The organism is Methylobacterium dankookense, assembly GCF_902141855.1.
Lineage (GTDB): Bacteria > Pseudomonadota > Alphaproteobacteria > Rhizobiales > Beijerinckiaceae > Methylobacterium > Methylobacterium dankookense.
In genome coordinates this window covers 82,872-95,580 of record NZ_CABFVH010000013.1, presented here as the reverse complement: position 1 = coordinate 95,580, position 12,709 = coordinate 82,872, and the positions used below count along the sequence as shown (strand labels likewise).

Sequence of the window (12,709 nt, the reverse complement as noted above, 5' to 3'; positions counted from 1 at the left end):
TCACCGGTGAGATCATGTCGAGCCAACCCGTCGCCTATGCCGCGCTCGCCGTCGCCATCCTCTGCGAGATCGCGGGCACGACCTTCCTGGCCAAATCCGAGCAGTTCACGAAGGTGGCGCCGACGCTGGCGATGGCGGCGTTCTATGCCGGCGCCTTCTACTTCCTGACGCATGCCCTGAAGGCCATGCCCCTCGGCGTCGCCTACGCCATCTGGAGCGGGGTCGGCGTCGTCCTGACCGCGCTGATCGGCGCCATGGTCTTCAAGCAATCCCTCGACCTGCCCGCGATCGCCGGCATCGCGATGATCGTCGGCGGCGTCGTGGTGATGCAGGCGTTCTCGACCACGGCGGGGCACTGACCATGACGACCGCCTACCGCCGCAAGAAGCAGCCCGAGCTCGTCCGGCGCACGCTCCTCGACTGCGCCGCGACGCTCGCCCTCGAACAGGGGCTTGCGGCAGTCACCGTGCAGGCGGTCTGCGAGGCCGCGGGCGTCACCAAGGGCGGCCTGTTCCACCATTTCGCCAGCAAGCAGGCCCTGATCGACGGCGTGGTCGCCGACCTGCTGGAGAAGCTCGACGCCGACATCGAGGCGGCCATGGCGAAGGATCCGGTGCCGCGCGGCCGGTTCACGCGCGCCTACGTCACCGTCACCCTGGACGACCTGATGCTGAACCAGAGCAGCCAGTGGACCGCCCTCTACATCTCCTCGCTCACCGAGCCGAGCCTGCGCCGGGTCACGGCGGATTGGTTCGCGCGGGGCCTGGAGCGCTATCGCGAGACGGATGGCGACCCGGTCCTGGAGATGGTGCGGCTGGCCGCCGACGGCGCCTGGCTCGCCGCCCTCCTGCGCGACGACGGCGGCCCGATGCCGGACCTGCCCGCCCTGCGCGCCCGCCTCCTGGCGATGACCCACACGGCCTGACGGGGCGCCGCCCGGCCAATCCTCTCTCGATCCACGGACCGTTGAGCCCCATGGAAGCGCGCGAACGCAGACGCCTGCCCGTCATCCCGATCGTCACGCCCATCATCGTGGTGCTGGCGCTGTTCGGCTGCAAGCCGGCCGCGAACCAGCCGGCCGGAGCCGCAGCCGAGACGCCGCCCATGGACGTCTCCACCGCCGTGGTCGAGGCGGTGGCCGTGCCCCGCACCCTCGACCTGCCGGGGCGCCTCGCCTCGACCCGTGTCGCGGAGGTCCGGGCGCAGGTCTCCGGCATCATCCAGGAGCGCGCCTTCGAGGAGGGCAGCCACGTGAACCGGGGCGACGTGCTCTTCCGCATCGATCCGGCGATCTACCGCGCCGAGGTCGATGCCAAGGCCGCGTCGCTCGCCCGGGCAGAGGCGACCCGCACGCAGGCCCTGCGCCAGTCGGAGCGCACCGAGACGCTGCTGGAGCGCCAGGCGGCGAGCACCGCGCAGCACGACATCGCCACCGCCACCCTGCGCCAGGCCGAGGCGGACGTCGCCAGCGCCCGGGCGCAGCTCGCGCGCGCGAAGATCGACCTGGACTACGCCACCGTCCGCGCGCCGATCTCCGGCCGCATCGGCCGCGCCCTCGTCACGGAAGGAGCGCTGGTCGGCCAGGGCGAGGCGACCAAGCTCGCCCTCATCCAGCAGATCGACCCGATCTTCGCGGACTTCAACGCGGCCGCCTCCGATCCGAGCCCCCTCGCCGAGCGCGCCGCCGGCCGGGAGAGCGCCGAGGTCCGGCTCGTCCACCCGGACGGCTCCCTGCACGCGGAGGCCGGAAAACTGCTGTTCTCGGATGTGAGCGTCGATCCCGGCACCGGCCAGGTCTCCCTGCGCGCCACCTTCCCGAACCGGAGCGGCGCCCTGTTGCCGGGCACCTATGTCCGGGTGCGGGTCGCGCAGGGAATGACGGCGGGCGCCGCCATCGTGCCGGCGCAGGCCATCCAGCGCAGCAGCGCCGGCGAGGCCCAGGCCTTCGTGGTCGAGGAGGGCAAGACGATCGCCCTGCGCCCCCTGCGCACCGGGGCGCTCACCGATGCGGGCTGGATCGTCCTCGACGGCCTCAGGCCCGGCGAGACCGTCGTCGTCGAGGGCTTCCAGAAGATCCAGCCGGGCATGGTGGTGAACCCGGTGCCCTGGGCGGCCGCTAGGACGGCCGAGGCTCCCGCGAAGCCCTGATCGAACCCGGCGGCCCCGCCGCCCCGGCCCTCTTCCCGCCGCAGGCGCATGTCCATGACCCGCTTCTTCATCGAACGCCCGATCTTCGCCTGGGCGATCTCGATCTTCATCATGCTGGTCGGCGCGATCTCCATCGCCGTCCTGCCGGTCTCGCAATATCCGGACGTGGCCCCGGTCACGATCCAGGTGACCGCGACCTATCCGGGCGCGCCGCCCGAGCGGCTCTATGACGGCGTCACCCGCATCATCGAGGAGGAGCTCAACGGCATCCCGGGGCTGATGTACTTCGAGTCCACCAGCGACACCTCCGGCATGACGCAGATCATGGCCTCCTTCGCGCCGGGCTCCGACCCGGCCAAGTCCACCGTCGCCGTCCAGAACCGGATCAAGCGCATCGAGGCGCGCCTGCCGCGGGCCGTGACCCAGCAGGGTGTCATCGTCGAGGAGGCGAGCACCAGTTTCCTGCAATTCGTCGTCGTCAGCTCGCGCGACGGCTCATTGAGCGAGACGGATCTCGGCGACCTCGCCGCGCGGCGCATCCTCGGCGAGCTGCGGCGCGTCCCGGGCGTCGGGCGCGCCACCCTGTTCTCCTCCGAGAAGGCGTTGCGCATCTGGATCGACCCGGTGAAGCTCGTCGGCCTGAACCTGACGCCCGCGGACGTCACCGCCGCCGTCGGCGCGCAGAACGCCCAGGTCGCCTCGGGCATCGTCGGGGCCCAGCCCGCGAAGGACGGCCAGCGCATCGCCGCGACCGTGCTGGTGAAAGGGCAGCTCACCACGGTGGCCGAGTTCGAGGAGATCGTGCTGCGCGCCAATCCGGACGGCTCGCTGGTGCGCCTGCGCGACGTCGCCGAAGTGGAACTCGGCGGCCAGTCCTACACGATGCAGACCCGCCTCGACGGGCGCCCGGCCGCCGGCATCGGCATCCAGCTCGCCCCCGGCGGCAACGCGCTCGCCGCCGCCACCGGCGTGAAGGCCCGGATCGCGCAGCTCCAGCGCACGCTGCCCGCCAATGTCAGCGTCACGGTGCCCTACGACACGACGCCCTTCGTCGAGGTGTCGATCCGGAAGGTGCTGATGACGCTCGCCGAGGCGATGGCCCTCGTCTTCGCGGTCATGTTCCTGTTCCTGCAGAACGTCCGCTACACCATCATCCCGACCATCGTGGTGCCGGTGGCCCTGCTCGGCACCTGCGGCGCCCTGCTGCTCGCCGGCTTCTCCATCAACGTGCTCACCATGTTCGGCATGGTGCTGGCGATCGGCATCCTCGTCGACGACGCCATCGTCGTGGTCGAGAACGTCGAGCGCATCATGGGCGAGGAGGGCCTGTCCCCGCGCGAGGCGACCCGCAAGGCCATGGGCCAGATCACGGGCGCCATCATCGGCATCACCTCGGTCCTCGTCGCGGTGTTCGTGCCGATGGCGTTCTTCCCCGGCTCGGTCGGCGTGATCTACCGTCAGTTCGCGGTCAGCATGGCGACCTCCATCGCCTTCTCGGCCTTCCTGGCGCTGTCGCTCACGCCCGCGCTCTGCGCGACGCTGCTCAAGCCCGTCGCGAAGGGCCACGGCCACGCCAAGGGCGGGTTCTTCGGCTGGTTCAACCGCCGCTTCCAGACGGGCACGCAGGCCTACCGGTCCGGGGTCGCCGGAATCCTGTGCCGTCCCGTGCGCGCCCTCCTCGTCTACGCGCTGCTGCTGGGCGCGCTCGGCTGGGGCTACGTGCGCATGCCGTCGAGCTTCCTGCCTGTCGAGGACCAGGGCTACGTCATCGTCGATGCGCAGACGCCGCCGGAATCCTCGACCGGGCGCACGCTCGGCGTGGCGCAGCGGATCGAGGAGCATTTCGGGGCCGAGCCGGCGGTCGCCAGCCGGACCATGCTGCTCGGCTACGGCTTCTCGGGCCAGGGCCAGAACGCGGCGCTCTCCTTCGTCACCCTGAAGGACTGGAAGGAGCGGGGCCCAAGCGACGGCGCCGAGGCGGTCAGCGCCCGCGCCAACGCCGCCCTCGGCGGCCTGCCCGACGCCATCGCCATGGCGCTGTCGCCGCCGGCCATCGAGGCGCTGGGCAATTCGAGCGGCTTCGCCTTCCGCCTGCAGGACAAGGGGCAGCAGGGCTACGCGGCCCTGGCCGCCGCGCGCGACCAGCTCCTCAAGGCGGCGAGCCAGAGCCCGGTCCTCGCGGGCGTCTATGTCGAGGGCCTGCCGACGGCGCCACAGATCGAGCTCACCCTCGACCGGCAGAAGGCGAACGCGCTGGGCGTCACCTTCTCCGACATCAACGAAGCGCTCTCGACGAGCCTCGGCTCGGCCTATGTCAACGACTTCCCGAACCAGTCCCGCATGCAGCGCGTGATCGTGCAGGCCGAGGCCGGCCGGCGCATGAAGGCCGAGGACCTGCTCGACCTCCACGTCCGCAACGCGGGCGGCCAGATGGTGCCGCTCCAGTCCTTCGCCCGGGTGCAGTGGACGATGGGCCCGTCGCAGGTCGTGGGCTTCAACGGCTATCCGAGCATCAAGATCTCGGGGATGGCCGCGCCGGGCTATGCCAGCGGCGACGCCATGGCCGAGATGGAGCGGCTCGCGGGTCAGCTGCCGCCGGGCTTCGACTTCGCCTGGACCGGGCAATCGCTGCAGGAGAAGCTCTCGGGGAGCCAGGCCATCTACCTGCTCGCGCTGGCCCTGTTCTGCGTCTTCCTCTGCCTCGCGGCGCTCTACGAGAGCTGGTCGATCCCGCTCGCCGTGCTGCTGGTGGTGCCGACCGGCATCGTCGGGGCGGTCTTCGCCATGCTCGCGCGGGACATGCCGAACGACGTCTACTTCAAGGTCGGCCTGATCACGGTGATCGGCCTGACGGCGAAGAACGCCATCCTCATCATCGAGGTGGCCAAGGACCTCGTGGCGCAGGGCCGGTCCGTGCGCGAGGCGGCTCTGGAGGCCTGCGAGCTGCGTTTCCGGCCGATCGTGATGACCTCCTTCGCCTTCATCCTCGGCGTGGTCCCGCTCGCGATCGCCACGGGCGCCAGCATGAACAGCCAGCGCGCCATCGGCACCGGCGTCCTCGGCGGCATGATCACGGCGACCGTGCTGGCGGTCTTCGTCACCCCGCTCTTCTACGTCCTGATCGCCTCGGCCTTCCGGCGGGGCAGCGGCGCGGACGAATCCGCGGAAGGCGTGGCCGCGCCTGCTCCGGCGGAGCGGGCTTCGAGCGGCGCGCGATAGGCTGTCGCGGACCGCTCGTTTTCCGGTGCGGAAGACTTGTAAACCTAGAGCGCTCTTAAGCCGAAGCGGACACCGGTTCGGCGCAAGAGAGCGCGTCACAACAAGAACTTAGAGCCGTTCCTGATTGCAACGCGATCGGGAACGGCTCTAGGTGTCGAGCGTCTTGCGGGCGAAGCTCTCGATGTAGTCGATTAGCCGGTCGGATGCCGCTTCCGCGGCCTCGCCGTCGCGCCTGGCGATGGCCTGGCAGACATCGGCGTGCAGGGTCGCGCTCAGCGGCAGGTCCGCCGCCTCCTTGTAGTGCTGGTACCAGAACCGCCGCGACAGCCCGGCCATGTTGGCGAGCGAGCGCACCGCGAACTCGTTGCGCGAGGCGGCCGCCACGAGCTCGTTGAACTGGCGGTCGAGGCGCATGAAGGCGAGGTCGTCCGCGGCGCCGGCCGCCTCGCTCATGCCCTGGGCGAGGGCGGCGAAGACCTCGCGCTCCTCCTGCGTCGCGCGCTCGGCGGCGAGCCGCGCGATCAGGCGCTCCAGGACGCGCCGCGTCTCCAGGAGGCGCAGCTGGGTCCGGATGTTGATCTCCGAGACGAGGATGCCGCGGCGCGGCATCACCACGACGAGGCCGTCCCGGGCCAGGCGCTGCAGCGCCTCCCGGATCGGGGTGCGCCCGATGCCGAGGCGCTGGACGAGGTTCTGCTCGCTGAGCACCATGCCGGGCGGCAGGGCGAGCGTGGTGATCAGCTCCTCCAGCTGCTGGTAGGCCTTCTCCGTGAGGGTCAGGTCGGGCAGGTCGTCCTGCTCGGCCGCCGGATCCGGCGCTCCGGCGGCGGTGGTGCCGGCCCGGCTGCGGCCCCGTGCCCCCGCGCGGACGGGCGAGGTCTTTCCGGTCACGAAGTTCATCGTCCCCCCACTGGGCTGATCGGGATCTGGATATCACGGCGCGCGCCGCGGCACAGGACGCGCAAGGACAGTCCACCGGCCTGACGCTGATATATCTTGCGCATCTCATGCGTATCCCTCATGTTTTCCACGCAGATATAATGCAGCCAGGGAGGCGAACGATGGCAGGGCCGATCGCAATAGGAGCCGGCACCCTCGTGCCGGAGCGGGCCGCCGAGACGGCGACGGCCCGGGCCTCGCGCGCGATGGTGGCGGCACGGCTGGAGCGCCTGCCGATGACGCGCTTCCAGCGCACCATCTTCCTCATCATCGCGACGGCGTGGTTCTTCGATTCGATCGATCTCGGCTCGCTCACCTTCCTGCTCGGCTCGATCAAGACCGAGTTCGGCCTCTCCACCGCCCAGGCCGGCCTGCTCTCCAGCATGAGCTTCCTCGGCATGTTCCTGGGCGCCGGCATCTCCGGCATGCTCGCCGACCGGTTCGGCCGGAAGGTCGTCTTCCAGGTCAGCATGATCTTCTGGGGCCTGGGCAGCGTCTGGTGCGCCTTCGCGCCGGATGCGACCGCGCTCGGCTACGCGCGCCTGCTCCTCGGCTTCGGCATGGGCATGGAATTCCCGGTGGCGCTCGCCATCGTTTCCGAGTTCCTGCCGACCGCCAATCGCGGGCGCTACCTCGCGATCATGGAGGGCTTCTGGCCCCTGGGCTTCATCGCGGCCGGCTGCCTGAGCTACGTGCTCCTGAGCACCTTCGACTGGCGCGCCGTCTTCCTGGCGCAGGCGGTGCCGGCCCTGTTCCTGTTCGTGATCCGCTTCTTCGTGCCCGAATCGCCGCGCTGGCTGGCCGATCGCGGCCGCTACGAGGAGGCGGACCGGGTGATGGCCGGAATCGAGGCGAAGGTGGGCGAGCATCTCGGCGGCCGCGCGCTGCCCGAGCCGCAGCCCCTGCCGGAGCAGCCCCGGGGCGAGCATCGCTTCTCGTTCCTGGAGCTGTGGAGCCCGGGCTATGCCAGCCGGACCGTGATGATCTGGCTGACTTGGTTCTTCGCGCTGCTCGGCTTCTACGGCCTCACCACCTGGCTCGGGGCGCTCCTGCAGGAGGCGGGGCACAGCGTGACCAAGTCCGTGGTCTACACCATCCTGATCTCGCTCGCGGGCGTGCCCGGCTTCATCACCTCGGCGATCCTCGTCGAGCGCTGGGGCCGCAAGCCCACCGCCGTGCTGATGCTGCTCGGCAGCGCGGTCGCGGCCTATCTCTACGGGCACTCGCCGAGCTTCGGCTGGCTCATCGCCTTCGGCCTGGTGATGCAGTTCTTCCTGTTCGGGATGTGGTCGGTGCTCTACGCCTACACGCCCGAGCTCTACCCCACCCGGGCGCGTGCGACCGGGGCGGGCTGCGCCTCGGCGGTCGGGCGCGTCGGCTCGCTGATCGGGCCCTACCTCATCGGCATCATCCTGCCGTCGCTCGGGCATGGCGGCGTCTTCGCGCTGGGCGCCGGCTCCTTCGTGGTCGCGGCCCTGAGCGTGGCCCTGCTGGGCATCGAGACGAAGGGGCAGTCGCTCGAGGCGATCTCCCACTGAGCCCCCTCCCCGGGCGCGCCGGAGCCGTTCCCGATCGCGCCGCGACGGGAACGGCTCCAAGCCCTCACCCCGGGCGCGCTCTCCTTCGCCGGACCGGCATCCATCCCGGCGGAACGCACCCGGACCCGGCAAGCCGCGCCGCTTTCTTGTTGCATTCTGATATATCAGTGATATTCTCTAGCGCGATCCAAGACGGGAGGAAACGCCATGGAACTCGCGGCCACCACCATGAGCGAGCGGCAGCGCGCCTACCGGGCGAACTACCGCCAGCGCGTTGCCGGCTGGTACAACGGCTTTCTGCACATCGCGATCATCTACACGATCGGCCTGACGGCGCTGTATATCTACATCTCGAACATCAAGGCGCCGAGCTTGATTGAACTCGCGACGGTTCCGGTCGTGTTCCTGTTCTGCAACTTCTTCGAATGGTGGCTGCACCGCTACGTCATGCACCGCCCGTCGAAGAACCCGATCGCCCGCGCGGTCTACAACCGCCACACGCTGCAGCATCATCAGTTCTTCACCGACCACGAGATGCGCTTCGCCGACCACAAGGACTACCGGGTCACGTTCTTCCCGCCCTACGCGCTCGCCGCCTTCACGCTGATGTCGATCCCCGGCGCCATCGTGCTCGGCAACGTGTTCACGGCGAATATCGGCTGGCTGTTCATCACCACCACGACGAGCATCTACCTGATCTACGAGTTCATGCACTTCTGCTGCCATGTCGACGACAACTGGTTCGTGCGCCACATGCCGTTCATCAACACGAACCGGCGCCACCACACGGCCCATCACGACCAGTCGATCATGATGGAGCGCAACATGAACCTCACCTTCCCGATCATGGACTGGCTGTTCGGCACCTCGGACCTGAACCGCGGCCTGCTGGGCACGCTCTTCAACGGCTACGACACCCGCCACGTGAAGACCGACATGCGCAAGACCGCGCGCACGCCGGGCGCGCCCGAGGCCGGCGCGATGCAGCCGGCCGAGTGAGCGCAAGCCGGACGACGAGACCCCGCGGCGCCGGCTCGGCGCCGCCGCGAGCGCCCTCCAGCCGAAGTGGATGCCGGTTCGGCGAAGGAGAGCGCGTCAAGACAATGACCTGAAGCCGTTCCCGATCGCGCCGCGATCGGGAACGGCTCGGGAACGACCGGGAGGCGGACATGACCATGATCGAACCGAACGTCGCGGCCCTGCTCTGGTTCGCGCTCTTCGCCGGGGTGGCGAGCACCGGCTTCTACGTGCTGACGGGCGTGTTCCCGCTCGAGACGCGCCCCGACCTGAGGAGCCGCCCGCTCGGCCTCGTCCTCATCGCGGCCAACGTCCTGCTCCTCCTCGCCCTGGTCGGCGGCAGCCTCGCCTACGGCGTGGCGAACCTGCGCTGGACGAGCCTCGTCATCGTCGGCGGCCTCGCCCTGCTGTTCGCGCCCGGCCTGTTCAACGTCTGGCCCCAGCGCTGGCGGGACGGCATCGCCGGCCTCGCCATCGTGTTCGCCGGCATCGGCGCATCGCTCGGCCTGCTCCAGCATGTCGGCACCGTCTTCTGACATCACGCGAATTCCGGGAGGGACCCGATGCCGTTTCCGATCAAGTTCGGCCTGTCGGTGGCCGTAGCCCTCGCCGCGCTCGCGGGCTGGTTCTACATGCGCCATCTCGGCCAGACCGGCCCGCAATGGGCGGTGGCCTTCCTCGGCCCCTTCATGGTGGTCAGCCTCTGGATCTTCCCCGAGGTGATGCGCACCCGCTCCGAGGGCCGCACGCCGCGCCACCAGCTCCGGGAGGTCCGCTCGTGACCAAGGTCTATTCGGGCGACCGCACCATCGACGGCATCCTCGTCACGGTCGACGGGCAGCCCCTCGACGAGCACACCGAGAGCAGGTGCTACAGCCGCAACGGCTTCGAGTGGAGCTACGAGGGCCCCGAGCCCTCGCAGCTCGCCTACGCGATGCTCGTCGACCATCTCGGCGACCCCGCCCGGGCGGAGCGGCTGGAGCCGTCCTTCATGCGCAGCGTCGTGGCCAACTTCCAGAACGAGTGGGAGATGACCTCGGCCGACATCGACCGCGTCCTCCAGCGCTTCGCGTAATTCGAACGTACCTGCGGCTCGTCCCGGACCGGACGCCAAGAACAAACAAGACAAGAACAACCAAGAGAAGCCGAGAGCAACGAAGACGGGGAGGCGCCACGATGGGCACCGAAGCGGGAACCGGCACGGGCGGGTCCGAGCGCAGGATCGAGAAGCGCACCATCCTCGACATCCGCGCGGCGAAGCGGACGGGCGAGAAGTTCGTCTACATGTCCGTCCCGGACTACACCTCCGCCCGCTGGGCCGAGATGGCGGGCGTCGACGTCGCCGTCGTCGGCGATAGCCTGGCGATGGTCGCGCACGGCCATGCCAGCACCGTTCCGGCGACCATGGACATGATGATCCTGCACGCCCAGGCCGTGCGGCGCGGCGCGCCGAACACCTTCGTGCTCGGCTGCATGCCCTACCAGAGCTACAACACCGTCGACCGGGCGCTCATGAACGCCACGCGCTTCATGCAGGAGGCGCTGTGCGACGCGGTGAAGCCGCAGGGTGGACGGAGCCAGGCGCAGATCCTGAAGGCCCTCGTCGATGCGGGCATCCCCACCGCCTCGCATATCGGCCTGACGCCGCACACCATCGCGAATTTCGGCGGCTTCAAGATCCAGGGACGCACCGCCGAGGCCGCGATGAAGATCCTCGAGGATGCGCTCGCCATCGAGGATGCGGGCTGCTTCATGCTGGAATTCGAGGCCGTTCCGGCGCCGATCGCGACGCTGATCTCGCAGCAGCTCACCATCCCGACCATCGGAATCGGCGCGGGCGCCGGCTGCGACGGGCAGATCCTGCTCGCCTACGACCTGCTCGGCGTGTTCACGGACTTCAAGCCGAAATTCACCAAGCGCTACGCGAACCTCACCGAAGTCGCGGTCTCCGGCATCCGGCGCTATGTCGAGGACGTCAAGGCGGTGACCTTCCCCGACGACGACCACTCCTATCGCGTGGACCCGGCGGAGTACGAGAAGTTCCTCACCCTCGTCGAGCGCCGCAAGCAGGTCTGAGCCCCCGTCCGGTTGATCGGGTCGGTGGCGGGACCACGCCCTTGTCCCCTCCCCCTCGCAGGGAGGAGAGGCCCGTCCGCGACCGCATTGAAGCAGGATGCCGAGCCATGCTCGATACGACCCCAGGCGATGCGCGGGTCTGGAACGCGCTCGAACGCGGCTACCGCGAGCGGCTGCGGCGCGGCTCGGCCTGCGCCGACGGCAAGATCGTCCGCCGGGACGACATCGTCCGTTTCCTCGAGGCGGTGGTCGAGCCCGGCGACCGGATCTGCATCGAGGGCAACAACCAGAAGCACGCGGATTTTCTGGCCCAGTCCCTGGCCAAGGTGTCGCCCGAGGCCGTGCACGACCTGCACGTCGTGCAGTCGAACATCGCCCTGCCCCCGCATCTCGACGTGTTCGAGCGCGGCATCGCCCGGCGCCTGGACTTCTGCTACGCCGGCCCGCAGGGCGTGCGGATGGCGCGCCTCGTCGGCGAGGGGCGGATCGAGGTCGGGGCGATCCACACCTATCTCGAACTCTACAGCCGCTACTTCTGCGACCTCACCCCGCATGTGAGCTTCGTGGCCGCGGACGCCGCCGACGCGGACGGCAACCTCTATACGGGGCCCAATACCGAGGACACGCCGGCGATCGTCGAGGCGACGGCCTTCAAGTCGGGGGTGCTCATCGCCCAGGTCAACCGGCTGGTCGACAAGGTCCCGCGCGTGGACGTGCCGGGCGACTGGGTGAGCTTCGTCGTCGAGGCGCCCAAGCCCCACTACATCGAGCCGATCTTCACCCGCGATCCGGCCGTCATCACCGAGGTGCAGATCCTGATGGCCATGATGGTCGTCCGCGGCATCTACGAGAAATACGGCGTCACGCGGCTGAACCACGGCATCGGCTTCGACACCGCGGCGATCGAGCTCATCCTGCCGACCTATGCCGAGGATCTCGGGCTCAAGGGCAAGATCTGCCAGTACATGTCGGTGAACCCCTGCCCGACGCTGATCCCGGCGATCGAGTCCGGCTTCGTCGAGAGCATCCACTGCGCCGGCTCCGAGCTCGGCATGGAGGCCTATACGGCGGCGCGCTCCGACGTGTTCTTCATCGGGCGCGACGGCACGATGCGGTCGAACCGCATCTTCTGCCAGCTTGCCGGCCACTACGCCGACCTGTTCATCGGCTCGACCCTGCAGATCGACCTCGAAGGCAATTCCTCGACGGCGACGCTCTCGCGCATCACCGGCTTCGGCGGCGCGCCGAATTTCGGCTCCGAGTCGCGCGGGCGGCGCCATGGCAGCGAGGCCTGGCTGAAGGCCGGCCGGGAGCAGCGGCGCGACGGCGCGATGCCCCGGGGCCGCAAGCTCGTCGTGCAGATGGTCGAGAGCTTCGGCGACGGCATGGCGCCGACCTTCGTGGAGACGCTCGACGCCTGGGCGCTGCAGAAGACCTTCGGCATGCCGCTGCCGCCGGTGATGGTCTACGGCGACGACCTCACGCACATCGTCACCGAGGAGGGCATCGCCAATCTCCTGCTCTGCGACACGCTGGAGGAGCGGGCCCAGGCGATCCGCGGCGTCGCCGGCTACACGCCGGTGGGGCTCAAGCGCGACCGCGCGATGGTGGCGCGGCTGCGGGAGAAGGGCGCGGTGCAGTACGCCGAGGATCTCGGCGTCGACAAGCGGCTCGCGACGCGCGACCTGCTCGCGGCCCGATCGATCAAGGACCTCGTCGCGTGGTCGGGCGGGCTCTACGAGCCGCCCTCCCGGTTCCGGAACTGGTGAGCG

12 protein-coding genes are annotated in these 12,709 nt (G+C 69.5%); 11 read left to right on the top strand and 1 reads right to left on the bottom strand.

Annotation, left to right across the window (positions count from 1 at the left end):
• The first annotated feature begins 14 nt into the window (after positions 1-14).
• Genes MTDSW087_RS12515 through MTDSW087_RS12500 form a run of 4 tightly spaced genes read left to right on the top strand, consistent with a single transcriptional unit; the run spans position 15 to position 5,367 of the window.
• Positions 15-359 (top strand): DMT family transporter, encoded by a 345-nt coding sequence (locus MTDSW087_RS12515; RefSeq protein WP_144764291.1) that lies wholly within the window; start codon positions 15-17, stop codon positions 357-359.
• A gap of 2 nt (positions 360-361) precedes the next feature.
• Positions 362-925, top strand: a complete 564-nt coding sequence (locus tag MTDSW087_RS12510; RefSeq protein ID WP_144764289.1) for a TetR/AcrR family transcriptional regulator — start codon at positions 362-364, stop codon at positions 923-925.
• A 50-nt stretch (positions 926-975) separates the two neighbouring features.
• Positions 976-2,148: an efflux RND transporter periplasmic adaptor subunit gene (locus MTDSW087_RS12505; protein ID WP_144764287.1), complete on the top strand. Its 1,173-nt coding sequence runs from the start codon at positions 976-978 to the stop codon at positions 2,146-2,148.
• 54 nt (positions 2,149-2,202) lie between these two features.
• Complete coding sequence (locus MTDSW087_RS12500) at positions 2,203-5,367, top strand: efflux RND transporter permease subunit (protein WP_144764285.1); 3,165 nt, start codon at positions 2,203-2,205, stop codon at positions 5,365-5,367.
• A gap of 147 nt (positions 5,368-5,514) precedes the next feature.
• Here MTDSW087_RS12500 and MTDSW087_RS12495 read toward each other — a convergent pair whose 3' ends face one another.
• Positions 5,515-6,267 (bottom strand): GntR family transcriptional regulator, encoded by a 753-nt coding sequence (locus MTDSW087_RS12495; protein ID WP_144764283.1) that lies wholly within the window; start codon positions 6,265-6,267, stop codon positions 5,515-5,517.
• 161 nt (positions 6,268-6,428) lie between these two features.
• Here MTDSW087_RS12495 and MTDSW087_RS12490 point away from each other — a divergent pair, with 161 nt between their 5' ends.
• The 7 genes from MTDSW087_RS12490 (at position 6,429) to mdcA (ending at position 12,706) form a co-directional block, all read left to right on the top strand.
• Entirely contained in the window at positions 6,429-7,844 is a 1,416-nt protein-coding gene (locus MTDSW087_RS12490; protein ID WP_144764281.1) for an MFS transporter, read from the top strand.
• A gap of 207 nt (positions 7,845-8,051) precedes the next feature.
• The gene (locus tag MTDSW087_RS12485) at positions 8,052-8,843 is read left to right on the top strand and encodes a sterol desaturase family protein (RefSeq protein ID WP_144764279.1); all 792 of its coding nucleotides are present in this window, start codon (positions 8,052-8,054) and stop codon (positions 8,841-8,843) included.
• 170 nt (positions 8,844-9,013) lie between these two features.
• The gene (locus MTDSW087_RS12480; RefSeq protein ID WP_144764277.1) at positions 9,014-9,397 is read left to right on the top strand and encodes a hypothetical protein; all 384 of its coding nucleotides are present in this window, start codon (positions 9,014-9,016) and stop codon (positions 9,395-9,397) included.
• Between the two features lie 27 nt (positions 9,398-9,424).
• Positions 9,425-9,643, top strand: a complete 219-nt coding sequence (locus tag MTDSW087_RS12475; protein WP_144764275.1) for a hypothetical protein — start codon at positions 9,425-9,427, stop codon at positions 9,641-9,643.
• Positions 9,640-9,936: a DUF6166 domain-containing protein gene (locus MTDSW087_RS12470; protein ID WP_144764273.1), complete on the top strand. Its 297-nt coding sequence runs from the start codon at positions 9,640-9,642 to the stop codon at positions 9,934-9,936. Before MTDSW087_RS12475 ends, MTDSW087_RS12470 begins: the two co-directional genes overlap by 4 nt.
• 101 nt (positions 9,937-10,037) lie before the next feature.
• Positions 10,038-10,937 (top strand): 3-methyl-2-oxobutanoate hydroxymethyltransferase, encoded by a 900-nt coding sequence (gene panB / locus MTDSW087_RS12465; RefSeq protein ID WP_144764272.1) that lies wholly within the window; start codon positions 10,038-10,040, stop codon positions 10,935-10,937.
• Between the two features lie 107 nt (positions 10,938-11,044).
• The gene (gene mdcA, locus MTDSW087_RS12460) at positions 11,045-12,706 is read left to right on the top strand and encodes a malonate decarboxylase subunit alpha (RefSeq protein WP_144764270.1); all 1,662 of its coding nucleotides are present in this window, start codon (positions 11,045-11,047) and stop codon (positions 12,704-12,706) included.
• Positions 12,707-12,709 lie beyond the last annotated feature (3 nt).

What these genes read in the sequence shown, in the direction of transcription:
- MTDSW087_RS12505 (WP_144764287.1), top strand. Translation starts at nt 976, where the DNA reads ATGGAAGCGCGCGAACGCAGACGCCTGCCCGTCATCCCGATCGTCACG.
- MTDSW087_RS12475 (WP_144764275.1), top strand. Translation starts at nt 9,425, where the DNA reads ATGCCGTTTCCGATCAAGTTCGGCCTGTCGGTGGCCGTAGCCCTCGCC.
- MTDSW087_RS12485 (WP_144764279.1), top strand. Translation starts at nt 8,052, where the DNA reads ATGGAACTCGCGGCCACCACCATGAGCGAGCGGCAGCGCGCCTACCGG.
- mdcA (WP_144764270.1), top strand. Translation starts at nt 11,045, where the DNA reads ATGCTCGATACGACCCCAGGCGATGCGCGGGTCTGGAACGCGCTCGAA.
- MTDSW087_RS12490 (WP_144764281.1), top strand. Translation starts at nt 6,429, where the DNA reads ATGGCAGGGCCGATCGCAATAGGAGCCGGCACCCTCGTGCCGGAGCGG.
- MTDSW087_RS12495 (WP_144764283.1), bottom strand. Translation starts at nt 6,267, where the DNA reads ATGAACTTCGTGACCGGAAAGACCTCGCCCGTCCGCGCGGGGGCACGG.
- MTDSW087_RS12480 (WP_144764277.1), top strand. Translation starts at nt 9,014, where the DNA reads ATGACCATGATCGAACCGAACGTCGCGGCCCTGCTCTGGTTCGCGCTC.
- MTDSW087_RS12510 (WP_144764289.1), top strand. Translation starts at nt 362, where the DNA reads ATGACGACCGCCTACCGCCGCAAGAAGCAGCCCGAGCTCGTCCGGCGC.
- MTDSW087_RS12500 (WP_144764285.1), top strand. Translation starts at nt 2,203, where the DNA reads ATGACCCGCTTCTTCATCGAACGCCCGATCTTCGCCTGGGCGATCTCG.
- panB (WP_144764272.1), top strand. Translation starts at nt 10,038, where the DNA reads ATGGGCACCGAAGCGGGAACCGGCACGGGCGGGTCCGAGCGCAGGATC.
- MTDSW087_RS12515 (WP_144764291.1), top strand. Translation starts at nt 15, where the DNA reads ATGTCGAGCCAACCCGTCGCCTATGCCGCGCTCGCCGTCGCCATCCTC.